We start from the raw sequence: 22995 nt of genomic DNA on the forward strand, positions 1-22995 counted from the left end.
CATCGGTCCTATCGGACGTCCGCCCGATGCCCGTCCCGCTTGACCCGGTCGATGCGGGCGGTCTGCCAAAAACCCCTAATCGGACTGCTGCGGGGGCGAACGATTTCGCCGCCCATCGGCCGGTCTGCGGGACGGCCGGTCTGTCGCTCCGGCGGGGCGGCGCAAACGAAACCGGCCCGGGGGCGAAGCCCCCGAGCCGGTTGGATTCTGTCTGCGGATCCGACCCTCAGACGACGCAGCCTGCGTCGGGGGCCGAACGGGATCGACTGGTTCAGCCTTCTTCGCCGCCGCCGCCGCCGAGGTAGCCGTTGATCTCGGTGAACTTGGCGTTGGCGTTGGTGCCGAGCGTCTGCACCGTGGCGATACAGGCGACCAGGATCAGCGCCAGCATCACGGCGTACTCAACCGCCGTCGGGCCGTCCTCGGTTTCGAGGAACGTCTTGATGCTGGTCAGGAAGTTGCTCATGGGACTCTCCCGTAATCTGTGTGAACGGCGGCCCCGGACCCCTCCGGGACGTGCCGCAAGTGGATCGGCGGGGCGTGCGGAACGTCCGCACGGGGTCCGACCCGGGACACCCTGCCGCCGCTTCCCCGACCCGAAGCGACCCCGCGGGGGGTCGTTCGCGGCCGGACGATCCGACAGCCGGCAAAAGTACGTCGTCCCCGAAGGCGTGCGGCCGATTTCGGTCTGATTGGGGAAAATGGCGAGGGTCGAACGACCGCGGGGCGGCAAACGGCTGGAGAACCGGCGCCGACGAGAGAAGCGGCGCCGGCCGCAGAACCGTTCATGCTTGGAGCCGCCACCCTCAGGGAACGTCCCTGAGCGGTCGCGGCTCCCACGGTGCGGCCGCGGTTCACGTCACGGCAGCTTCGACGGTTTGCCGCCGGCCACGTTGTGCTCCTGGGCCTGAATCATCCACAGGTGCTCTTCCAACTGCTGGCTGATCGCGATCAGCAGGTCCTCGGTCATCGGGTCCGGGTCGGCGACGGTTTTCCGGGCGGTGCGAACCGTCTCGACGGCGGTGTGCAGCCGGTCGCCGACGAGGTTCAGGGCCTCCGGCACGGGCTGGAAGCCGGCGGGGTAGTTCTCGAGCGGGCTGCTCTCGGCGACGGCGTTGCGGCGCCCGTCCGGGGCGATGCCGAGCTGGTTCATCCGCTCCGCGACCTCGTCGCTGCTCATGCGGGCCGTCTCGACGATCGCGTCCAGCTTTTCGTGCAGACTCTGGAAGTCCGGGCCGTACAGATTCCAGTGTGCCTGCTTGCCCTGCAGTCCCAGGTCGATCAACGCGACGAGCACGTCTTGGAGGGCGGAACAGACGACCTTCGCATCTTCCTCGGGCAGGATATTGCGTTTCCAGAACGTCATGACGGAGCTTTCGATAGGGCTGAGCGTCCCCGGCGGGGCGGAGACGCCGCCGACGCGAACGAGCGATTGACGCCCGACTGTAGTGGCGTCGCCCGATTCTTTTACCGGGCGGACGCCGATGCGCCGGGTCGGGGAGACGCCGTGAACGGCGGGGCGCCCCGCAACGCCGGCCGAGCGGCCGGCCGCCGGGCGGGGCGGCGGGGGCCGGTCGTCGGCCCGGCCAGGACGGCGGCCGGGGCCGGGCTCGGGGCGGCGGACGCGTAGCTGCGTCCGCGCCACGCCGCCGGTCGGCCGAGCAACTTGCGCCCCAGCGCGGTCCACTGCACGACCAGGAAGAACGCCACGCCCAGCGGGTGCAAGGCGACCCCCCGCCACGGCTGGCGGAAGGCCAGGGCCAGCGCCGCCCGCGTGCCGAACGACAGCGCCGCCGCCGCCCACAGCGCCGCCGTCGCCCCGGCCGAGAACGTCGCCAGCCCCAGCCCGCCGGCGATCAGCAGCGGGATCGGCGCCACCTGCCCCAGGCCCAGCACGAGGGTGAAGAACCCGATCAGCCCCGGGGCGGCGACGCCCTCGGTGGCGTTCTTCGACAGGCCGGCGAAGGTCTCCGCGGCGCCGTGGTACATCCGGCAGACGGCCAGCTCCGCCGCGTCGACCACGTCCGTCGTCTGTCCCGCGGCCCGGTAGGCCCGGGGGAGCGTCAGCCCGTCGTGCAGGCTGGCCTTCACCGCGTCATGCCCGCCGGCGGCGGCGTAGGCGGAGCGGGTGGTGAGGAACAACTGCCCGCAGCCCGCCGCCCACGCCGGCCCCCGGAGCCGCCGGGCGACGGCGATCGGCAGGAACCCCAGCAGGACGAAGTGAATCAGCGGGATCACGGCGGCTTCGGTCGGCGTGCCGCAGGCTTCCCGGGGGAAGCCGCCCAGCAGGCCGACGCCCTTCCTCGCCCGTTCCTCGCACAGCGTCCGCAGGGCGTGGGGGGCCAGCCGCACGTCGGCGTCGATGAAGCACAGCACGTCCCGCGACGGGTCGGCCCGGTCAGCCAGCGTGCGGCAGGCCCATTGCTTGCCGCACCACCCGGCCGGCAGCGGCGGGGCCTGTTCCAGACGCACCCGGCCGTCCTCCCGGGCCGCGGCCGCGACGATCTCCCCGGTGCCGTCGGTGGAGTGGTCGTCCAGCACAACGATCTCCAGGTCCACCTCTTTACTACTCAGCGCCGCGTGCAGGCACTCGCCGATCCCCGCCGCCTCGTTCCGGGCCGGGATGAGCAGGGAGAGCCGCGGGAGGCGTTCCGCACGCTCGGGGGGCTGACGCTCCCTGCTCGCCTGCGCTGCGCTCGTTGTCTCGCCGGTCTTGGGCGGACGGAAAGCGAACAGGTTCAGCAGGGTCAGGCCCGCCGGTAGCGCGCTGCAGACCAGGGCGCCCCAGGCGATCCAGTCGGCGACGCCCCCCGTCGTCACGGCAACCGGCACATCGGCGAGCGGCGGGGCGAACGGCGTCATCGCGGGCCGGAGGAGGGGAATCGGGTCAGGAACCGGGCGACGAATCGGAGGGCCGGCTCGCTCCCCGTCCGATGGAGCGGAAGCGGGCGGGATCGCGGGACGCGGACGCCACGGTCAGGGCGTCCAGCGTCGCCTCCAACCGTCCTTCAAGGAACCGGGAGCACTCCCCGGCGTTCACGGGGGCGTCCCCCGCCGCGGCGCTCCGCCGCGCCCGGTCTCCTTCAACATCCCCCAACCGCACCGGAGCCCCGACGGCCAGCAGCAGTTCGGGGCGGCGCTCGGTCCAGAAGTCGTACCGCACCGCGACCGGCACGCAGACCAACTCCGAGTCGCGGCTGACCAACCGCCCCAACCCTGGCGCGAACCGCAGCGGACGCGCGTCCGGCGAGGCGAACGTCCCCTCCGGGGTGAGCCACAGGTCGCAGCCGGGGTCGTCCAACGCCGCCCGGGCGGTCCGCAGAAACGTCTTCGCCCCGGCCGCCGTCGCCCTCCCCGCGGCGTCCCGTTCGACGCCGAACACCCCCAGCCAGCCGAGGACCGGCGCCGCCCGCAGCACGTCGGCGTCGATCGGGGCGACCGGTACGCGGCCCGGCCGCAGACGCTCCGCCAGCGCCGCCGCCGCCAACGGGTCCCACCACCCGGGATGATTCAGATAGAACGCCCGCCGCTCGCTCGGCTCCTCTTCATCCAGCCCCTCCGGCAGCGGTTCGAGCAGCCGCACGGCGTGAAAGGCCCGGGCCAGCATCCCCTTTCCGAAGGGGAACCCGCCGAGCACGTACCGCCGAAACCCCCACCGCAAAAATCGGGAGGTGCGGGGCGGGGCGGACATGAGTGACGGAGCGAGTGACGGGGCGTCAGCCCCCCGCGGGAGGGGCGTCGTGCGATTCTTCCCCCGTCGCCGGGCATGACGAGCCCACGAACAGGGCGAACACCGCCGCGGTGCCCAGCGCCGGCGCAGCCAGCAGCCAGCGCCAGGGGAGGACGGTGAACTCGTCAATGGCGTCCGCCCCCCAGAACACGCGCGGCGTCCGCTCCGCGGCGAGCGGGTCCCGCCAGTTCTCGACCCACAGTCCCGCGGCCCAGCCGGAGTGGTCCGGGTGGGGGGCGACGACCAGCGCCGCCCCCAGCAGCGCCGCCGACCAGAGCCACGCCCGCCCGATCCGCACCGCCAACCGCCGCCGCGGGGACGGCCCGGGGGGCCGGGGCGCCGTGTGATAGGTCCACCACAGCCGCACGGCCCCGATCGCCAGCCCGGCGCCCAGCAGCAGCCAGACGGGCACGGTCGCCGCCGTCGTCCGCGTGCCGTGGCGATCGCCGAACGGGCTGCCCCGGAGCGAAGCGAGCCGCACCCCGATCAGCCCGTCTTCGTATTCCCAGAGCCTGGCGCCGCCGAGCCCCGAGGTCGGCAGGCCGTGTTCTACGCGAACGAGCGTCAGGAACCGCGAGAGGGCGTGGTCCCCGGGCCGGCCGGCGGTGACGGCGGCGGTGGCGTCGGCCCCGCCGAGCCCCGGCAGGAGGATCAGCGTGACCGCGATCGCCGCCAGCACGACGGCGACGCCCTCCGCCAGCACGAACGCCGGTCGGCGGAGACGGGCGAACGGGGTGAGGGGGCGGTCGTCGTCGGCGTGCGGGTCGGCTGGATCCATGTCGCTGGGAACGTGCGTGGGCGCCGGCCGGCTCATGCGGGGGCCGGCGGCGGTGGTGCAGGAACAGCCGGCCGCGGTCGGGGGCGGGCGCGGAACAGCGTGACGAGGTTCGCCAACTCCGCCGGGAGGAGCAGCCACCACAAACTAAGCGACAGAGTGGTGTCGCCGTAGCCCCCGCTCTTGGGCGTGAAGCCCCTTCGGCCGTGCTCGAACCAGACGCCCGCCGATCGGCTTTCGTAGCGCGATGTCTCCCCCGTGTCTGACGGGGCGGCCGGGTCTGCGTCGTACGCCCACGTTCTCGACAGGCTGAGCAGCCGGGGGTGCCAGGTGTCCGCCGGGCCGCGCAGGGCATAGGCCTCCGAGAGCCATTCGCCTTTCGTGGCCCCAATCCCACCGAATGAAGTCCCGATCGTCGCCGCCCCGATCGCCGCGGCCGTCCAGACCCATGGCCGAACTAACCGGTGAAGCCGGCCCGGCGGCTGAGATTCTCGTCCGGTGCGCAGCCGGACGATCAGGAGTCCCGCGGCGATCACCGCCGCCGGCCCAAGAATCGCCCACAGGGTCACGTCCAATTCAACGATCGTCGCATCTCGATCGACCTCGTCCATCGCCTCCCAATCGGCATCCGAGAGGCGGTCATAGTCGTAGTCACGCCCCAGCCAGGTGCTGGGTGTGTGGACGAACTCCTCATACTTAAGCCCAGCGACGCGGTTGCCCCAGGCGCGGCCGTCGCCCCAAAGCTCCTCCGTGGCCGGTCCGCGGAGGAACTCGGCGTGCAGCATGACCGGGTGCCACCAGGCGACCTGGGACTCCCAATAATTGTATCCGTACTCGACGGGTTGCGCTTCGAACCTCGCCCGTTCGAGGATCCCGATCGGTCCGAGCCGCGTGATCGAATTGTCCACGCCCTCCTCGTAATGAGCGACGGTGGGGAACAGAACGGCGGCGGCCCCCACCACGGCACTCGTCCAGATGAACGGCTGCAGCAGCGTGGCGGTCAGACCGGCGACCTGGGCGAACGCGGTCTGCGGGCGGTCGTCCGAGGTCATGCGGGGCAGCGTACCGCGGCGATCGCTCCCACGGGTTTCCCGGTTCGCCGTCGCCGTCAGGCGGCGCGTCCGTTCACCTGGCACCGCGCCGCCTCGCGGCGACGGCGAAGCGGGGGGCGTTGACGAGCGATCGGTTCTCTCAGAACGACCCGGCGCTACCGGATGCGTTGGAACAGGCGCTCGAAGTTGGGCAGGAAGGGGACGCCGTGCTCCTGGTAGCTGGGGACGATCCGGCCGTCGGTGCCGACGTGGTAGAACCAGCGGTTCAGGCCCGGGATGTCGGCGGCCCAGCCGCGGGTGAAGCCGTCGCCCACGCCGTCGCCGTCGTCGTCGGCCTCGAACCAGATCGGGTCGCCGTGCGGCCAGTAGATGGCGAAGGCGGTGCCCACCAGGGCGTCCCGCGGGACCGCGTGCCGGCGGGGGGCGCCGCGGGTGTTCGACCACAAGCGGCTGTCCAGGCTGCTGGGCGAGTTGTCGCCGAGCATCAGGAACTCGTCTGCCCCAAGCGTCATTTCGTAGACCCGGGGGTCCACGTCCAACGGCGAGCGGTTGGCCAGCAGCGGGCCGCCGCGGTAGCGGCGGGCGTAGGCGAGCGGGTCGTCCGCCAGCGAGGCCAGCTCGCTCAGGCGGCCGTCCTCCACGTCTTCGAAGACGAGCGGGCGACCACGACCGTCCGTGTCTCGGCGAGACGGGCTGAGGTCGTCCGGGTCCCGGAAGATCCCCCGATAGTACAGGTCCCGGCGGATCGTCATCCCCTCGGCCCGGGCGGAGGCGTGCTTGACGGCGAACCCGGCGGGGGTGAAGTCGCGTTCACTCGGCTCCTGCACGGTCATGGCCGTGAAGGGCGGGTAGGGGACCTGATCGACCGGGCCGGAGCCGTCGGCGGGGAGGAACGCCGTCGGCTCCCCGTCCACCCACAGGGTGAGGGCGCCGTCCACGTTGGCGAAGACCAGTTCGTACGCCCCGGCGCCGACCACCGCGGTGGGGCCCTCGGCGAGGACCGATTCGGCGGTCGTCGACCGACCGTCGGCGGCCTCCGCCATCGTCTCCTCCCCGGCCAGCGTGTCGTAGTAGGTCAGCGTCGCCGTGCCGGTCGTCGCATCGATCCGGCAGCGGTAGGTGCGGTCCCCCTCGACCAGTTCCAGCAGTGCCGCGGCGCCGTCGGACAGGTCCGACAACTCCAGATCGAGGGCCATCTCCAGGTCGCCCACCCAGAAGGCCCCGTCCGGCTGGAGGGTGTCCGGGTTGTAGGCGCAGTGATCGAGAATCAGCTTGGGCGTGACGTCTTCCACCCGGGCGCCGAGCGCCGCCTGGCGCCACTGCTCCGCGGTGGGGCGGAGGTGGCGGTAGCGGATCCAGTTCCACTCCTCACCGGCGCCCCCGTTGCCGGCGCCCCCGTTGCCGGCGCCGGGGCTGAGACGCAGGGCGCGGGTCTCCGGCAGGGCGGTCCAGCCGGTGGCGTCCTCGACCCAGCCGGCGACCGCCCCGGGGCCGGCGCTCTCCCCGCGGTACCGCACCGGGGCGAACCGCTCCGGCACGCCGGCGGCCAGCAGCTCGGGGGCCGGCCGGGCGTGGTCGTAGACCGGCAAGGTCATCGCTCGCTGTTTGGCCGGCTCCTTCCGCAGCGTCTCCGCGGCGCCGCCGGTCGGGCCACCCGTGATCCGATACAGATCGCCCTGCCGCAGCGTCAGCGTTTCGCCCGGCAGGCCGACCATCCGTTTGACGTAGTTGGTGGTCGGGTTCTCCGGGAACTTGAACACCGTCACGGCCCAGCGTTCCGGCTCGCCCAGCAGGAAGGGCCACTTGTTGACCAGAATCCGGTCCCCCGCGAACGGCGGCAGCGGGGCGAGGTCCACCGGCCGATTGCAGTTCGGGCACTTCGCCGAGCGGACCAAGGCCGCAGGTTTCGGACCGTCCGGGCTGCCGAAGACCTTCAGATAACCGGCATCGTCCACCTCCGTGCTGGCGCCGACGGCCCACTCGGTCCCGCACCCCGGGCACTCCACGTCCTTATGCCGGCCGTAGAGCGTGGGCGCCATCGACCCGGTCGGGATGACGAACGCTTCCGCCTCGAAGGTCTTGAACAGAAAGCAGAACACGAACGCGATCACGATGGACTCCATCGTCTCGCGGGTCCCGTCCTTTTTGGGGGGCGGGGCGTCGATGGGAGCGGCGTCCGTGTCCGGTCTGGTCATGGCTTAGCGCGGGGGAAGGCTCTAGAACCGCGACCGTCAGGGAGCCGGCTCCCTGACGGTCGCGGTTCTATTCTCGCAGTTACCGAGGGATTAGCGAACGTACCGAATCCGGGCCGGGTCCGGGATGCGGACGGTGGTGGAGGAGTCGCCCCAACTCAGCGTGCCGGGCTTGCTGGGCAGGTGCACGATGAACGGCTTGCCGACCAGCAGGCGCTCCGGCACGGCGCCGTCGCTCCAGCCGCGGCTGTCCAGGCTGACCGGGCTGTTGTCGCCCAGCACGAACAGTTCGCCCTCGCCCAAACGGTAGTCCTCCTCCACCCCGTGCACCGCGCGGCCGCGGGTGTAGTGGACGTCGCGGTAGAGCATCAGTTCCGTCACCGCGACGGCCCCGCGGCCGCCGACCAGGGCGGGGCTGGCACCCGGCGGAGGGGCGTCTTCGGGTCGCTCGAACAGGACCGGGGCGAACGGCTGCACGCCGTCCACCGCGGCGACCGCCTGCCGATCGAACAGGCTGAACTCAAAGCTCACCGGCCCCGCCGCAACCGCGGCCGGCAACGCGACCGACCGCAGCGCCGCCCCGATCGGGTGGCCGACGGCGTCCAGTTCGAACAGCGACAGCGTGCCGGTCGGGCGGCGCTCGCGGTCGGCCCGGTCGGCGACCAGCAGGAAGGTGCGGTGCCCGTCCGTCAGTTGGAGCGCCAGGGCCGCGTCGGCGTCGCGGGAGAGGTCGGCGGAGAGGCTCGCAGCGAAGTCCCGCACCCGGGCCTCGAACCGCGGGTCGGGGGCGTGGTTGTAGCCGTAGTCGTCCGTGATCGGGGCGAACTGGCTGCGGTCCGCCAGTTCCTGCACCGCGTCTCGCCAGCGGGGATCGCGGGAGAGCCGCCGTAACCGGCAGGCGTCTGCCCCGCTCAGCACCCCGCGGCAGGAGAGCGTGTTGGTGATCGGGTCGAAGTCGTAGGCGACCGGCAACCGCGGTTCGTCCCAGGTGAATCGCCGCGGCGGCGGGTCGATCGTCACCGCGGTCTCGTGCGTCCCGCCCGCGGCGAGCACGTGCCGGTAGGTCAGCCGCCGCCAGCCGCCGCGGGACTCCCCCTCGTCGGCGGGCGCCGCGTCGTCGGCGGCGGGGACGTCGTCGGCGGCGGGGGCGTCGGCGGCGGGGGGGGCGTCGAACTCCGCCGTGGCGAACCGCACCGTGGGGGCGTCGCCGTCGCGGAGCTCTTCCCGCACCCAGCCATCGCCGCTCCAGCGGGGCTCCGGGGCCTCGTCGGGGCGGGGGGCGAAGGCGGGATCGTAGACGGGAATCCGCACCGCCCGCTGGGTGACCAGCGGTTTGCGGCACAGTTCGCCGTCCGCCCACACGTCCCCGCCGGAGACGCGCACCGCCTCGCCGGGCAGCCCCACGACCCGTTTCACGTACGCCTGCCGGGCGTCCTCCGGGTGACGGAACACGACCACCTCCCACCGCCGCGGATCGCGCCAGGCGAACGCGTGCTTGAGCACGAGCAATTGGTCGCCCTGGGTGTCCGGGGCGGCGGTGACGTCGATCTCCGGCTGGCCGCAGTTCGGGCAGTGGGCGAACGTGACCGGCCGCGTTGGCGCCTCGTCGCCCTCGCCGGCGGTCATGCGGCCGGGCAGGCCGGCGACGCCGTCGAAGTTGATCCCACGGGCGAAGGAGTGCGCGCAGGACGGGCAGACCACCCGCTTGTGATAGCCGAACAGCCCCGGCGCCATCGACCCGCTGCTGATGACGTACCCCTCCACCAGGAAGGCGTGGGCGACCATCACCGCCACCGCCAGCAGGGCGAGGGCGTCCCCCGCGGTCCGGGCCGTCAACGCCCAGCCGGAGCGCTGCCGTCGCACGGCAGGTTTAGGGCCCGGCCCGGGCGCGCCGACGCGGGTCGTGGGCGGCGGGGGCGGGGCGCTCATACGTCCCCAGTGTAGTTCGCCGGCCGAACCGCGGGGAACCCGTTCCGCCCTCGCCTCCGCGTCGCCGCGGCCCGCGACGCCGGGGGCCGCCTATTCGCCCTCGACGGCGGCCTCCGGTTCGACGGCGGGGGGCGGCTCGACGGCGGAACCCGGATCGGACAGCGTCAGCGGGATCGTGCGGGGCTCCGCGACCGCGTCGCCCTCCGCCGATTCGCCCTCCGCGGGTTCGCCCTCAACGACTTCGCCGGCGGGGGTTTCGGGCGTCAGGGTAAGGTCGGCGTCGAGGAAGCCGCCGTCGTCGGCGTACCGCACCCGCACCAGGCCGGCGGCCTTCTCCCCGACGGCGTCGTAGTAATAAACGTCCCAGGGGGTGTCGCTGGCGTAGGTGCGGTCGTCGTTGACCCGCACCGACGTAATCGGGCCGAGCGCCTCGGTCGCGGCCGGCTCGGCCGCGAGCGCGGCCTGCACGCGGTCGGTGTCCAGTTCGGACGCGATCGCGTCCAGATCGCCGAAGGCGCCGGCGGCCTCCTCCACGGCGTTCGCCCCCCAGGCGACCGCGAACACGATCCCCCACACGACCGACGCCGTCACCAAACCCAGCGTCGTCCCCAACAGCAGCAGCGCCGCGCCTTTCCAGGGATTCGGCGGGGCGGGGACGTAGACGACCTGACCCGCCGGCACGACCGGCTGCATCGGCCGGCCCCCCACGGACGCCCGGAGCGAACCGCCGGACGCCGTCCCCGTCGGACCGTCGTCGTACTCGTCCTCGAAGACGTCGGCGAACGGATCGGCGGGACGGGTCATGGGCGGAACTCGGCGGACGCGGGGGGAGCGCGTGTCAGTCTAACGGCGCCAGGGCCGATCCGGCGTTTCGCCTACTCGTCGGCGTCGGCGTCGGCCGCGGCTTCGAGCGTCGGCAGGTCGAACGACACCGTCGGCGGGGCCGGCGTCGGGGCGGGCGCCGGGGGGACGGAGCCGTCCGCGGCGCCGTGCGGGGCGGGGGCGGCGTACGCCGGGGCCGGCCCGGCGGCCCGGCCGCAGGCGTCGCGGCAGGCGCCGACCGGCACGGCGGACCACTTGCACACGCAGCGTTCGCCGCACTCGTACTCATGCACGTCCAGCGTATTCACGCAGCGAATCCCGCCGCCGCAGCCGCGGCCGTGGTTGCACAGGTTGGCCAGCCAGCCGGCCTTCCGGGCGCCGCAGGCGTGCGGTCCGCAGCCGTCGCAGCCGGCGGTCGTGCAGCCGTCGGCTCCGCAGCCGCGGCCGTGGCTCTTCTTGCCGCAGAACAGATCGCGAACGCAGTCGAAGGGCGAGGTGGCGATCGGGGGCACGCAGACCGCCTCCGATTCAATCAGGTAGCATTCCTTCTCGATCGGCTCGGACTCCACCGTCACCCGGCAGGCGTAGCGGGCGGGGCGGCGGCAGGCGTCGCGGCAGAGGTCGCGGTCGGCGTCGCAGGGCGGGCCAGCGAGCGCCGCCGGGCCGAGGACGGCGGCCAGCAGCGCCGCGGCGCCGGCGGACCACGCCGCGCGGGACGTCGAACGAAGAGTTTGGAACGGGCGAACGAACATCCGTGAGGCTCGCGGGAGGAGAACTGTGCGGGGAAGACGCGGGGCGGGACGCCGCCGGGCGGAGGATTAAAAATCCAGGCGGAAGCGGACGCCGAGAATGTCGTAGCGGCTGTCGATCGGGGCGCCTTCGCCGCCGTCCACGTCCACGACCGAGGAGTCTTTAATATTGCCGTTGACCCAGTTGAACTGCATGCCGGCGTTCTGGTTCCAGTACCAGTTCAGGCCGAGGGTGACGCTTTCGGCTTCGCCGCCGAAGACGTCGGCGTCGTTCAGGTCCAGGTAGGAATAGCGGGCGGCGACCTGCCAGGCGCCCCACCCGCCGCCGCACCGGCCGTGGCAGTCGCGGACGAGGAAGAAGTCCTCGTGCGGCTTAATCCGGTCCAGCGTGCCGCTCTCGCGGTCCCAGGGCATATGTTCGCCGGTCAGGAAATAGCTGACGTAGGTGTACCCGCCCCAGAAGTCGGCGTCTTCGGCGCCGTGAAAGCGGTCATTGGACAGCACCTGCGCTTCGGAGACCCACTGCACGGCGCCGTAGTTCAGGACGTGTTCCAAGCCGATCAGGCTGAAATTTTCCACATCGTCGATGCGGCCGGTGTTCAGCCAGCGGCCGTCGGTGCGGGCCTCGGGGCGGGTGCGGAAGCGGGCTTCGTTATTATTCTGCGGGCCGCCCGTTTCGTCCGGGTCGGCGATCGTGCCGGCGACGGCGAAGTGGCCGTAGCCGCGGCCGTCGGAGCACTCGTCCCACCAGTAGGTCGTGGCCAGCCGGCCGGCGACCTGCAGTTGATAGGCGTCGCCGATATAGCTGCCGTCGTCCTGGATCCGCTCCAGGTTATAAATGCCGTATCGCCAGTTATAGCGGAGGTCGTCCGAGACTCCGTAGGAGACCGCGCCCAACCGGCGGTTATCTTCGTTAAACGCCTCGATGACGTTCGGGCGCTCCATGAAGACGTTGTATCGACTGCTGTTCAGGTGGTCCAGGCCGTAGGGTCGCTTCTGATTCCCCACGACCACTGTTTGTAGGAAGGGCACGTCGCGGAAGCCGAAGAAGGCGTCGCGAAACTCGAAGTCGTTGGGGTCCGCAAATTCGGTCTCGAATTTATAGAACATATTCGTGCGAATGTCCCCCTGCAGTCCGAACCGCAGGCGGCGGAACAGGAGGCGGTCCTGCGGGTTTTCGCCTTCGAACCGTTCAGCGCCCTCGTCCGTGCTGGGGAAGGCCCAGTAATCGGCGTGCAGGCGGCCGAAGAGTTGGGCGGTGCTGTTCGAGGTGCCGCGGGTGACGAAGTCTCCCAGCCCGCTTTCGACCTCGCCGATTCGGACATCCAAGCCTTTGAACTGCTCAGTGAGCGCCTCGCCGCCGTCCTGGTCGCCGAACAGGTCTTCCAACTCCCGCAGGCGGGCGTCGAACTCCGCGCCGCCCGATGAATCGCTCGTCGGGGCGGGAGCGTTCAACGCCAGTTCCGCCTCGCCTTGGTCCGTCACGTCCCGGTCCGTCGGATCGGGGGCCTGATACCCCGCCGGGCGGAACAGCGGGGCCGGCGGGAGGGCGTCCAGTTCGGCGGCGACGAAGGGGGCGTCCAGCCGGGTCCGCAGCGTGCGGACCTCCGCTTCGGCCCGGTCGAGGCGATCGACGAGTGCCCGGAAGTCCCCGGCGGAGATTGCGTCCTCGGCAACCGCGACGGGGATCGCGTCAGCGGCGACCGGCGGCGTCCCGGCGGGCGCGAGGTCGTCGGCGAGGCCGACCGAGCAGAAGGCGGCGGGGGCGACGAACGCCCCGCGGGCGATCCAGCGCGCAGGCGAACGGGACATGAGGGGGGGCGTCCTTGCGGGGCGGGTACTGCGACCCTCCTGGTCGCACCGCCGTGAACATCGGTTGTCGTCGCCACGACCCGAACCGCCGGCAGGCCGCGATCGGGGATTGCCCGGTTCGCCCCCTTCACAACGGAAAACCGCCGGCGCCACCCGCACAGCCGGACCCGCGAAACCGTTCGCCTCCGAATCGTTCGGACCGGCGACGGCGCGATCCCGGCAATCGCGGCCGGGAACTCTCACCAACAACACAGCAAGCGGAGAGGGGGGGATTCGAACCCCCGGTACCCATAAGGGCACACCGGTTTTCGAGACCGGCCCGTTCGACCACTCCGGCACCTCTCCGGGGTTCCGTGCGGCGAACGGGCGTTCGACGCGACGGGAAGTGGGAGCGAAGAATAGCCGCCCGCCGGACACGCCCCAAGCCCGCGGCGTTCGCGGGGCGGCGGATTTGAGCGGCCGAGCCCCGCCTCCGGCGTCCGCTACCATGGCGGTCCGCCCGCCGTCCCCTCGTCCGCACCCTCTTTCCCGCGCATGTTGAACGCCGTCATCCGCACCGCCCTGCGGAACCGGGCCGCCACGCTGGCCCTCGCCGCGGCGCTGCTGGTCTTCGGCGGCTGGCAGACCGCGAACCTGCCGATCGACGTCTTCCCTGACCTCGACCGCCCCCGGGTGGTGGTGCTCACCGAGGCCCCCGGCATGGCGCCGGAGGAGGTGGAGGCCCTCATCACCTTCCCGCTGGAAACGACCCTCAACGGGGCCACCGGCGTGGAGGCGGTCCGCAGCAGCAGCGGCGTGGGCATCAGCGTGATCAACGTCGAATTCGCCTACGGGACGGACATCTACACCGACCGGCAGATCGTCACCGAACGCATCGCCGCCGTCGCCGACCGCATGCCGGAGGGCGTCGAACCCTCGCTGGCGCCGGTCAGCTCGATCATGGGGCAGGTGCTCGTCGTCGCGCTGTGGGCCGATGCCGACGACGCCGTCGGGGGGGACGCCACGGACCCGCTGGAGCTGCGCACGCTGGCGGACTGGGTGATCCGCCAGCGCCTGCTGACGGTCCCCGGCGTGGCCCAGGTGTTCACGATGGGCGGCGGGCGGTCGCAGTTTCAGATTCTCGTCGACCCCGACGCCCTGCGGACGCACGGCGTGACGCTGGAAGAGGTGGAAGCCGCCGCCGCGAACGCCAACCGCAACGCGACCGGCGGCTACCTGGACGACCGCGGGCCGACCGAACTGCTGGTCCGCGGCCTCGGCCGGGCGACGACCGTGGAGGATCTGCGGCTGGTCCCGGTCGCCACCCGGGGCGGGGTGCCGGTCACGCTGGGAGAGGTCGCCACCATCACCACCGCCGCCCAGGTGAAGCGGGGCGATTCGTCGGCCTTCGTGCGGGTGGCGGGGGAAGAAGAGGACGGGAACGGCGAGGCGGGCGACGCCGAAGCCGCCTTCGAGGGCGGCCCGGCGGTCGCCCTGACGATCACCAAGCAGCCAGGCGCCGACACCCGGGCCGTCACCGCCGCGGTGGACGCGGCGCTGGCCGACCTCGCCCCCACCCTGCCGGCGGACGTGCGGTTCGAGACGGTCTATTCGCAGCGGTCCTTCATCGACCGGGCGGTGGAGAACGTCGCGGAGGCCCTCGCCGACGGTGGCGCCCTGGTCGTGGTGATCCTGTTCGCCTTCCTGTTGAACCTGCGGACGACGCTGGTGACGCTCACGGCGATTCCGCTGTCGGTGGTGGCGACGGCGTCGGTGTTCGCCGGGTTCGACCTCGGCATCAACACGATGACGCTGGGCGGGCTGGCCGTGGCGGTCGGCGAACTGGTCGACGACGCGATCGTCGACGTGGAAAACGTCCACCGCCGGCTCAAGGAAAACCGGCTCAGACCGCCGGACGATCGCCTGCACCCCCTGCGGGTCGTGTACGGGGCGAGCGCGGAGATTCGTGGGTCGATCGTGTACGGCACCGCGGTGGTGGTGCTGGTCTTCCTGCCGCTGTTCGCCCTGCAGGGGATGGAGGGTCGGCTGTTCGCCCCGCTGGCCGCGGCCTACGTGGTGAGCATCCTGGCCTCGCTGGCGGTCTCGCTGACCGTCACGCCGGTGCTGTGCTCCCTGCTGCTGATCGGGCGGAAGGGCTGGCTGGTCGCCGCCCCGCTGCTGGGCCTGGCGATGAGCGCGGCGACCTTCCACTGGATCCTGCCGCGGGCGGCGGAGATCCTCGGCTGGCATGCGTTGGCGTTGGGCGACCCCTGGTGGTGGACGTTCGCGGCGGCGCCGGCGTTCTGGCTGGGGGCGTTGGCGCTGGACGCGGCGCTGGGCGACGCCGGCGAGGGGCCGCTGCTCCGCGGGCTGCAATGGGTCGCGGGGGGCGTGATCCGATTCTCCACCGTCGCCGCCGGGCCGGTGCTGCTGATCGCCGCGGGGGCGGTGATCGCCGCCGGCGTGGCGGTCAGCCGGTTGGAACGCGACTTCCTGCCGCCGTTCAACGAGGGCGCCGTGCAGGTCAACGTGCTGCTGGCCCCCGGCACGAGCCTGAAAAGCAGCGGCGAGATCGCGGAGGCCGTGGAGAAACGCCTGATGCGGGTGGAGGGCGTCCGCACGCTGGTCCGCCGCACCGGCCGGGCGGAACTGGACGAGCACGCCGAGGGGGTGAACGTCTCCGAGATCATCGTGGAACTGGACCCGGAGGCCCCCCGCGAACGGGTGCTGTTCGAGCTGCGCGAGGCGATCGCCGACGTGCCCGGCGCCGTCGGCAGCGTGGAGGGGCCGCTGGCGCACCTCATCTCCCACATGATCAGCGGGGTGAAGGCGCAGGTCGGCATTAAGCTATACGGCGACGACCTGGACACCCTCCGCCGCCTCGGCGAGCGGATGCAGGCCGCCATCGGCGACGTGCCCGGCCTGACGGACGTCGTCCTCGAACCGCAGGTCACGATCCCGCAGCTCCGCATCGAGCTGGACCGCCCGGCCCTGGCCCGCACCGGCCTGCAACCCGGCACGGTGATGGAGTTCGTGGAGACGGCGATGAACGGGGCGGTCGTCTCCGAGGTCCTCGTCGGGCAGCGGACCTTCGATCTGCTGGTCCGGCTGGACGAACCCTTCCGCGAGGACATCGAGGCGGTCCGCCGGCTGGCGATCACGGCGCCGGACGGGGCCGAGGTCCCGCTGGGCTCCGTCGCGGACATCTACCAGGGCGGCGGGCCGAACACGATCAACCGGGAGAACGTCCGCCGGCGGATCGTGTTGCAGGCGAACGTCGCCGACCGAGGGCTGGTCGACGCGGTGACGGACGTGAAGGCCCGCCTCGCCGCGATCGAACTGCCGCCAGGCTACTTCATCGAATACAGCGGGCAGTTCGAGAGCCAACAGAGCGCGACCAACCGGCTGGCGGCGCTGACGGCGGCGGCGGTGCTGGGGGTGTTCCTCGTGCTGAACACCCTGTTCCGCAGCGCCAACTTCGCCCTGCAGGTGATGGCGGCGCTGCCGGCGGCGTTCGTCGGCGGGGCGGTGGCGCTGGTCGTCACCGACCAGACGCTCACCGTGGCGGCGCTGGTCGGGTTCATCTCCCTGGCCGGGATCGCCAGCCGCAACGGGATTCTGTTGCTCTCCCACTACCTCCACCTGGTGCGGGAGGAGGGGGAGGACTGGACCCGCGACATGTTGGTCCGCGCCGGGCGGGACCGCCTCGCCCCGGTGCTGATGACCGCCCTGACCAGCGGCATCGGGTTGGTCCCGCTGGCGCTGAGCGCCGGGGAGCCGGGCAAGGAGATCCTGTACCCGGTGGCGACGGTGATCGTGGGCGGGCTGATCTCCAGCACGGCGGCGGAGTTCGTGGTGCGGCCGGCGCTGTTCTGGGCCGTCGGCCGCGGGGCGGGGCGCCGCTTGACCGCCACCGACGAGGCCGCCGACCCGCTGGCCTGAGGGTCGTCCGCCCAAGCCGGACGCATGCGTCCGGCTTAGGTGGGGAACGCGTCTCCTTTCACTTGCCCGGACGCGGCCTAAACTGAGCGACCCCCCCGTCCCCGATCTTCGGAAGGAACCTCCCATGCGCCGTTCGACCCTGTTTCCCGCCGCCCTGGCCCTCTGCGCCGCGCTGACGCTCGGCTGCCAGTCCGAGAGTGAAGATATGGACGCCGTCGGCACGGCGGGCGTCACCGAGGAGGTCGACGGCCACGACGACCACGCCGGTCACGACCACGGCGACGAGCACGCCCACCCGAGCGAGGGCCCGCACGGCGGGGAGCTGGTCGAACTGGGCGACGAGGAATACCACGCCGAACTGCTGCACGACGAAGCCGCCGGGACCGTGACCGTCTACCTGCTGGACGGCGCCGCGACCGCCGCCGCGACCACCGACGCGAAGGAACTGACCGTCAACCTGTCCCACGAGGGCGAGCGGAAGACGTTCCCCCTCGCCGCCGAGCCGCAGGAGGGCGACGCCGAGGGGCGCAGCTCCAAGTTCGTCTCCAGCGACGCCGCCCTGGGCGAGGAACTCGACCACGGCCACGACGACGCCAAGTTGATGGTCAAGATCGACGGCCGGGCCTTCTCCGGCACGATCCGGCACGACGAAGCCAGCCACGACGTGGACCACAGCGACCACGACCACGAGTGAGCCGCGGCCGCGGGAGCCGACCGATCAACGTCCGGGGTCCGGGGAGCGAACCTCCCCGGGCCCCGCTCGCATTCGTTCCACAGTCGTAGCTCACCTCAGTCGTAGCTCAACTGGGCGGTCGCGGTGGCGTCGGCGTCGGCGGTCGTGCGGACCCAGTAGGCGCTGAACGCTTCCGGGAACGTGTGCTGAACCGGGGCGTCCGGCGTGATCCGGAAGGTTTTGTATGGCATCCACGTACCGTCGCCGGCGACGTCGACCTCGACCGTGATTTCCGTCGGCCGGTCGGCAGAGAGGGTCAGCGACTTCCGGTCGTAGCCGGTCATCAGGTAGGGGTCGGAGGGCGCGCCGGCCGTTACCTTCGTGTCCTGCCACGGCCCGCCGCGGCCGACCGGCTTGCCGAGCTTCCACGCTTCGTCGATCGCCCCGACCCACACCGCCGCTTTGCCGTCGGCGCTGCGGATCACGCGGGGGTTGTCGCCGGCGTCGCTCAGGTCGATTCCGGAGAGAACCAGCAATCCGCGGTAGCTGCAGTAATCGTGGATCCGCCGGCCGTGGGTGGCGACGGGGCGGACGCGGGCGAAGCCGCCGGCGTTCGAGGCGGGCAGTTCGTAGAAGGTCCCGTGGCAGTTGAAGAGGTCCCGCTCCGTGGCGACCTCCCGGGCCAGCCGGCCGAAGCCCGTGCCGCCGAACGCCGCGGGGCCGGGCTGGGCGAAGCGGTCGTCCTTCGGGAGCCGGTAGCGGGCGCCGTCGTCGTCGACGTACAGCACACTGGCCGCGTCGACCGTGAGGATGCCCGCCCGATCCGGGATCGCGGCGTTCTTCGTCAGGTAATCGAGGGCCTTCGCGTCGTCCTCCAGGGTGAGGTTCATCTCGGCGTCCAGCACGTAGTGGCCGGGCTTGCCGTCCCCGTTGTCGGCGGCGATGTGCAGGGTGCGTTCGTTCCCGCCGCGGGCCCGCATCACGCCGGCGATGACCGCCTCGTCGCCCGGCTCCGCCAGCCCGGCGAACAGGGCGGCGTCGCTGGCGGGCAGTTCGTCCGCCGTCGGGCGGTCGTCGCGGTCGGCGTACTGGAACTGGGCCGTGACGGTCGCCGGTTCGCTGAGCCGCAGGCGGACCCATTCGCCGTCGGCGTCGGCGGGGAACGCGTGCCAGGCGGCGCCGGCGACCCGCACCTTGTCGAACGCCGCCCACTCGCCGGTGCCGTGGCGGTCGATTTCGAAGGTGAAGGTGGTCGGCACGTCCGTGGAGAGATGCACGCCGCGGCGGTCGTAGCCGGCGAACAGATAGGGGTCGGAGGGCGTGTCCGCGGCGACTTTCTCGTCCTTCCACACCGCCCCCCGGCCGAGCGCCGGGCCGAAGGCGTCGAGGGAGTCCGGCTCCACGAACCACAGGTTCGACTGGCTCTGCGGGGCGGCGATCTCGCCCTTCGCCTTGCGCTGGTTGAGGAACTCGTTATGGGCGGTGTCGTCGCAGCCCATCACCACCCGATCGCCCCAGCGGCAGAAGTCGCCGATCACCTTCAGATAGTTCGACCGCGGTCGAATCCCCGCGGTGCTGCCCGGCTCGAATCCCTTCGGGAAGGTCCAGAAGGAGCCGTGCATCGTCATTAAAAGGTCGTCCCCGGTCCCGATCTCGCGGATGCGGGGCCACTCCGTATTCCAGCCGTGGGCTCCGTCGTAGCTGTGCGACGCTTTCGGCAGGCGGTAGTTCGTCCATTCGCCGCCGTGCAGAACCATCAGGATCAACGATTTGGCGTCCCAGCCCATCGACCAGACCGGGTCGGTCGCCGGGTTCTCGTTGCCGTAGATTCCGCCGGGGCCGGTGACTTCGGTGAATTGATTGCGCCGCACCAGCGTCCAGGCGTCCTCGCCTGAAGCCTTGCCGTCCCAGGTCGCCAGCGCCCCGGAGGGGGTGGTGGGAACCGTCTGGGCGGCCCGGCCGTGCTCGCCGTTGTTGGCGTAAATCACGCGGCCCTGACCCGAATACAGCCCCTTGCCGTGGTAGCCCGGCAGGTCCATCCGCGGGCCGGGGGTCTTGTCGGCTTCGTCGCGGAACAGCGGGGCGACGGCGAGGGTGTCGACGTCGATTTCGTACAGCGCCTCCTCCATCGAGGCGTAATAAATCCTGCCCGCCGGGTCGAACAGGTGCCGGGCGTTGGCGGTGGGGCGGCCGAACATCTCGGTGTAGGGAATGACCCGCACTTCGCCGTCGCCGCGGATCGCGTAGGGGCCGATGAACAGCTGGTCGCTCTCGCGGTGAATCATGCGGTTGGCGGGGGTGCCGCCGATCGATTCGGGCCGCACGATCTGTTCGAGGTCCGGGGTGATCTCGTACAGCTTGTCGGAGGAGCCGCGGGGCGAGTGGGGGGCGTAGGTGACGGCCCACAACCGCCCGGCCCAGGGCACGACGGCGCCGGTGCCGCATTCGCCCTCGTTGTTGAAGTAGGCGAGGTGCGGATAGATCCCCCCGAACGCCGGACGGTCGATCGCGTCGTAATCGGGCGCCGCCGCATCGTCGGGCGTCGACTGATCGGCGGCGGGAGCGGCCGGGCCGGCCCACAGGGCGGCGAGGGCGACGAAGCAGAGCAGGGGCGGACGCGACATGACGGGCCGTTCGGACAGCGGGCGAGGCGGCGGAGTGTCCGCGTTCGCCGGGCGACTCTCAACGCGACGCCGAACCGATCAACGGGATTGGATGGCGGCGGGTCCGGCGGCCCCGCACAATCGTCGTCGGACCGCTCGCCCGCCCCGGACACGCCCATGACCGCCGCTTCGCTGTTGCTCGCCGTTGCGTTCGGGGCCGCTGACCCGCCGGCGGAGCGGCCGAACGTGCTGCTGATCTGCGTGGACGACCTTCGCCCGGAACTGGGCAGCTTCGGGGCGGACTGGATCACCTCGCCGAACATCGACGCCCTCGCCGCCCGCGGCCGGGCCTTCCATCGGCACTACGTGCAGGCCCCCACCTGCGGGGCCTCCCGGTACGCCCTGCTGACGGGGAACTACGGCCCGGCCGGCAACGGGGCCCTGTTCGAGCGGGCCAAGCGGATGCGGTCGAACCCGGAGGCCGTCTCCCCCAGCCTGCCCGCCTGGTTCCGGCAGCACGGCTACACGACGGTGTCGGTGGGAAAAGTCTCCCACCACCCCGGCGGCCGCGGCGGGGGGAACTGGGACGACGACGCCCAGCCGGAGATGCCCGACTCCTGGGACCGCCACCTCATGCCGACTGGTCCCTGGCAGCACCCCCGCGGGGCGATGCACGGGCTGGCGAACGGCGAGATCCGCACCAACGCCAAGGGCATGGCCGTGGTGCAATCCACCCCCGGCCCGGACACGACCTACCCGGACGGCCTGATCACGGACGAGTCCCTGTCGCAGCTCGATCAGCTCAGCGAGTCCCGCACGGCGGAGGACAAACCGTTCTTTCTCGCCGTCGGTTTGATCCGCCCGCACCTGCCGTTCGGGGCGCCGGCGGACGACATGACTCCCTACGCCGACGCGACCCTCCCCCCGACGCCGCACCCGCAGAAGCCCGCCGGCCAAACGACCTGGCACGGCTCCGGCGAGTTCATGAAGTACGACCGCTTCGGCCGTGACCCCAATAAAGACGCCGCCTTCGCGGAGGCCGTCCGCAAGCACTACGCCGCCTGCGTGACCTACGCCGACCGGCAGGTCGGCCGCCTGCTCGAACGGCTGGACGAGACGGGCCAGCGGGAGAACACGATCGTCGTGCTGTGGGGCGACCACGGCTGGCACCTCGGCGAGCACGCCATCTGGGGCAAGCACGCCCTGTTCGAAGAATCGCTACGGTCGCCGCTGATCGTGTCGTACTCCGGTCTGCCGCAGCCCGGTGAGGCGTCGCGGGCGGTGGTGGAGTCGATCGACCTGTTTCCCACGCTGTGCGACCTCGCCGCCCTGCCGGCCCCGGCGGGGGAGGACGGCACGCCGTTCGTCGATGGCCGCTCGCTGCGGCCGCTGCTGGAGGACCCCGCCGCGGGACAGGCCGGCGACGGGCCGGCCGACGGGGGTTCCGCCTGCGCCTACACGGGCGGGGCGGAGACGATTCGTACCGATTCGTACCGCCTGATCGCCCACCGCGGCGGCCACCTGGAACTGTACGACCACCGCACGCCGGAGGCGGAAACGCAGAACCTCGCCGAGGCCGAACCGGAGACCGCCGTCCGCCTGCTCGCCCGGCTCCGCGAGCGGTTGGGCAACCGCTGAACGGCGGGGCGGCCCGGCCGCGGGCGGAGGTTCCGGGAGCGGCGGCCAATCACTACAGTGCCGGCCGATCGTCCGACGGACCGACCTTTTCTGAAGCCGCGCCCGCCCGCGGACCCGCCCCCGCCATGACGGCCCCCAGCCCGCCGCCCGCCGCCGCCCGGCCGCGGTTCGGCATCGTGACGCCCAGCTACAATCAGGGGGCGTACCTGCGCGAAACGATCGAGAGCGTGCTGAGCCAGCAGGGCCTCGGCACGGAGTTCGACCTCGACTACGCCGTGATCGACGGCGGCAGCACGGACGACTCTGCGGCGATCATCCGCGAATACGAGGACCGCCTCACCTTCTGGTGCAGCGAAAAGGACCGCGGCCAGAGCCACGCGATTAATAAAGGCTTCGAGCACGTCACCAAAGACCCTGCGGCGATCGCCGCGTGGCTCAACAGCGACGACGTGTATCTGCCGGGGGCACTGTCGAAAGTGGCCGCCTACTGGCGGGAGCACGCCCCGGACGCCCTCGTCGGCCGCTGCCAGAAGACGGACCCGTCCGGCAACGTCTATAACGCGACCGTGCTGGAGGAGTATACGTTCGATAAATTGGTCGACTGGGGGCGGCACAGCTTCATGCAGCCGGGCTGTTTCCTCTCCCGGCGGGTGTGGGACGCCGTCGGCGGGGTGAACGAGAACCTGTGGTACGTGATGGACGTCGAGCTCTGGTTAAAGGTCGCCCGGGACTATCGGTTCGACACGCTGGACGAGCCCCTCGCCGCGGCGAAGAGCCACGATCAGGCGAAGACGACCAACCTCCAGGGGCGGGGCGAGACCTGGACGGAGCATCAATTGATGTTGCTCAAGCAAGGCGCCCGCGAGCACGTGGCCCGCACGATGCGGGACCAACGCATGGCCTTCGAGCGATTGAACGCGGAAGTCCGCGGGGCCTACGCCCTCCCGGGCGTCGGCTTGCTGGTGCGGGCCGCCCACAAGCTGGTGCGCAACCGGATGGATCGGGACCCGACCTACGCCCCGCCCAAAGCCCGCTCCGCCGAACCCCCGCAGACAGGCGGATGAGTTCCGCCGGTCCCCCCGCGTCCGAGGCTCCACCG

At 71.8% G+C, this 22995-nt stretch carries 16 protein-coding genes and 1 tRNA gene; 4 read left to right on the forward strand and 13 right to left on the reverse strand.

The window, feature by feature from the left end:
- Positions 1 to 271 precede the first annotated feature (271 nt).
- From CA12_RS08890 to CA12_RS08945, 12 genes are all read right to left on the reverse strand, one after another.
- Entirely contained in the window at positions 272 to 466 is a 195-nt protein-coding gene (locus tag CA12_RS08890; protein ID WP_145358614.1) for a Flp family type IVb pilin, read from the reverse strand.
- Positions 467 to 859: 393 nt separating this feature from the next.
- Positions 860 to 1366, reverse strand: coding sequence for a Dps family protein (locus CA12_RS08895; RefSeq protein ID WP_207622185.1), 507 nt, complete (start codon positions 1364 to 1366; stop codon positions 860 to 862).
- Positions 1367 to 1467: 101 nt separating this feature from the next.
- Positions 1468 to 2862 carry a glycosyltransferase family 2 protein gene (locus CA12_RS08900; protein ID WP_145358615.1) on the reverse strand — a complete coding sequence of 465 codons (1395 nt, stop codon included), beginning with the start codon at positions 2860 to 2862 and terminating at the stop codon, positions 1468 to 1470.
- A 25-nt stretch (positions 2863 to 2887) separates the two neighbouring features.
- Positions 2888 to 3691: a lysophospholipid acyltransferase family protein gene (locus tag CA12_RS08905; protein WP_145358616.1), complete on the reverse strand. Its 804-nt coding sequence runs from the start codon at positions 3689 to 3691 to the stop codon at positions 2888 to 2890.
- 25 nt (positions 3692 to 3716) lie between these two features.
- Positions 3717 to 4508, reverse strand: coding sequence for a hypothetical protein (locus CA12_RS08910; protein WP_145358617.1), 792 nt, complete (start codon positions 4506 to 4508; stop codon positions 3717 to 3719).
- A gap of 32 nt (positions 4509 to 4540) precedes the next feature.
- Positions 4541 to 5557 carry a hypothetical protein gene (locus CA12_RS08915; protein ID WP_145358618.1) on the reverse strand — a complete coding sequence of 339 codons (1017 nt, stop codon included), beginning with the start codon at positions 5555 to 5557 and terminating at the stop codon, positions 4541 to 4543.
- Between the two features lie 155 nt (positions 5558 to 5712).
- Complete coding sequence (locus CA12_RS08920; protein ID WP_145358619.1) at positions 5713 to 7752, reverse strand: S26 family signal peptidase; 2040 nt, start codon at positions 7750 to 7752, stop codon at positions 5713 to 5715.
- Positions 7753 to 7842: 90 nt separating this feature from the next.
- Complete coding sequence (gene lepB / locus CA12_RS08925) at positions 7843 to 9678, reverse strand: signal peptidase I (RefSeq protein WP_145358620.1); 1836 nt, start codon at positions 9676 to 9678, stop codon at positions 7843 to 7845.
- A gap of 90 nt (positions 9679 to 9768) precedes the next feature.
- Positions 9769 to 10482: a hypothetical protein gene (locus CA12_RS08930; protein WP_145358621.1), complete on the reverse strand. Its 714-nt coding sequence runs from the start codon at positions 10480 to 10482 to the stop codon at positions 9769 to 9771.
- Between the two features lie 71 nt (positions 10483 to 10553).
- Positions 10554 to 11252, reverse strand: coding sequence for a hypothetical protein (locus CA12_RS08935; protein WP_145358622.1), 699 nt, complete (start codon positions 11250 to 11252; stop codon positions 10554 to 10556).
- A 66-nt stretch (positions 11253 to 11318) separates the two neighbouring features.
- Positions 11319 to 13061 carry an OprO/OprP family phosphate-selective porin gene (locus tag CA12_RS08940; protein WP_145358623.1) on the reverse strand — a complete coding sequence of 581 codons (1743 nt, stop codon included), beginning with the start codon at positions 13059 to 13061 and terminating at the stop codon, positions 11319 to 11321.
- 258 nt (positions 13062 to 13319) lie between these two features.
- Positions 13320 to 13406, reverse strand: a tRNA-Ser gene (locus tag CA12_RS08945).
- A gap of 189 nt (positions 13407 to 13595) precedes the next feature.
- On the opposite strand from CA12_RS08945, the gene CA12_RS22770 reads away from it, so the two are divergent.
- Together CA12_RS22770 and CA12_RS08955 are read left to right on the forward strand one after the other, a co-directional pair.
- Positions 13596 to 16982: an efflux RND transporter permease subunit gene (locus tag CA12_RS22770; protein ID WP_145358624.1), complete on the forward strand. Its 3387-nt coding sequence runs from the start codon at positions 13596 to 13598 to the stop codon at positions 16980 to 16982.
- Between the two features lie 124 nt (positions 16983 to 17106).
- Positions 17107 to 17676 (forward strand): hypothetical protein, encoded by a 570-nt coding sequence (locus CA12_RS08955; RefSeq protein ID WP_145358625.1) that lies wholly within the window; start codon positions 17107 to 17109, stop codon positions 17674 to 17676.
- A gap of 95 nt (positions 17677 to 17771) precedes the next feature.
- Here the strand turns inward: CA12_RS08955 and CA12_RS08960 are convergent, their stop codons facing one another.
- A complete protein-coding gene (locus CA12_RS08960) occupies positions 17772 to 20279 on the reverse strand; it encodes a hypothetical protein (protein ID WP_145358626.1) in 2508 nt (835 codons plus the stop codon).
- Positions 20280 to 20435: 156 nt separating this feature from the next.
- On the opposite strand from CA12_RS08960, the gene CA12_RS08965 reads away from it, so the two are divergent.
- Together CA12_RS08965 and CA12_RS08970 are read left to right on the forward strand one after the other, a co-directional pair.
- On the forward strand, positions 20436 to 21896 hold the full coding sequence (locus CA12_RS08965; RefSeq protein ID WP_145358627.1) for a sulfatase: 1461 nt from the start codon (positions 20436 to 20438) through the stop codon (positions 21894 to 21896).
- Positions 21897 to 22021: 125 nt separating this feature from the next.
- Complete coding sequence (locus CA12_RS08970) at positions 22022 to 22960, forward strand: glycosyltransferase family 2 protein (RefSeq protein ID WP_145358628.1); 939 nt, start codon at positions 22022 to 22024, stop codon at positions 22958 to 22960.
- Positions 22961 to 22995: the final 35 nt, after the last annotated feature.

This window comes from Alienimonas californiensis (assembly GCF_007743815.1).
Lineage (GTDB): Bacteria > Planctomycetota > Planctomycetia > Planctomycetales > Planctomycetaceae > Alienimonas > Alienimonas californiensis.

Excerpts from the sequence above, each read along its gene's own strand:
- CA12_RS08890 (WP_145358614.1), bottom strand. The coding sequence starts at position 466 with ATGAGCAACTTCCTGACCAGCATCAAGACGTTCCTCGAAACCGAGGAC.
- CA12_RS08895 (WP_207622185.1), bottom strand. The coding sequence starts at position 1,366 with ATGACGTTCTGGAAACGCAATATCCTGCCCGAGGAAGATGCGAAGGTC.
- CA12_RS08900 (WP_145358615.1), bottom strand. The coding sequence starts at position 2,862 with ATGACGCCGTTCGCCCCGCCGCTCGCCGATGTGCCGGTTGCCGTGACG.
- CA12_RS08905 (WP_145358616.1), bottom strand. The coding sequence starts at position 3,691 with ATGTCCGCCCCGCCCCGCACCTCCCGATTTTTGCGGTGGGGGTTTCGG.
- CA12_RS08910 (WP_145358617.1), bottom strand. The coding sequence starts at position 4,508 with ATGGATCCAGCCGACCCGCACGCCGACGACGACCGCCCCCTCACCCCG.
- CA12_RS08915 (WP_145358618.1), bottom strand. The coding sequence starts at position 5,557 with ATGACCTCGGACGACCGCCCGCAGACCGCGTTCGCCCAGGTCGCCGGT.
- CA12_RS08920 (WP_145358619.1), bottom strand. The coding sequence starts at position 7,752 with ATGACCAGACCGGACACGGACGCCGCTCCCATCGACGCCCCGCCCCCC.
- lepB (WP_145358620.1), bottom strand. The coding sequence starts at position 9,678 with ATGAGCGCCCCGCCCCCGCCGCCCACGACCCGCGTCGGCGCGCCCGGG.
- CA12_RS08930 (WP_145358621.1), bottom strand. The coding sequence starts at position 10,482 with ATGACCCGTCCCGCCGATCCGTTCGCCGACGTCTTCGAGGACGAGTAC.
- CA12_RS08935 (WP_145358622.1), bottom strand. The coding sequence starts at position 11,252 with ATGTTCGTTCGCCCGTTCCAAACTCTTCGTTCGACGTCCCGCGCGGCG.
- CA12_RS08940 (WP_145358623.1), bottom strand. The coding sequence starts at position 13,061 with ATGTCCCGTTCGCCTGCGCGCTGGATCGCCCGCGGGGCGTTCGTCGCC.
- CA12_RS22770 (WP_145358624.1), top strand. The coding sequence starts at position 13,596 with ATGTTGAACGCCGTCATCCGCACCGCCCTGCGGAACCGGGCCGCCACG.
- CA12_RS08955 (WP_145358625.1), top strand. The coding sequence starts at position 17,107 with ATGCGCCGTTCGACCCTGTTTCCCGCCGCCCTGGCCCTCTGCGCCGCG.
- CA12_RS08960 (WP_145358626.1), bottom strand. The coding sequence starts at position 20,279 with ATGTCGCGTCCGCCCCTGCTCTGCTTCGTCGCCCTCGCCGCCCTGTGG.
- CA12_RS08965 (WP_145358627.1), top strand. The coding sequence starts at position 20,436 with ATGACCGCCGCTTCGCTGTTGCTCGCCGTTGCGTTCGGGGCCGCTGAC.
- CA12_RS08970 (WP_145358628.1), top strand. The coding sequence starts at position 22,022 with ATGACGGCCCCCAGCCCGCCGCCCGCCGCCGCCCGGCCGCGGTTCGGC.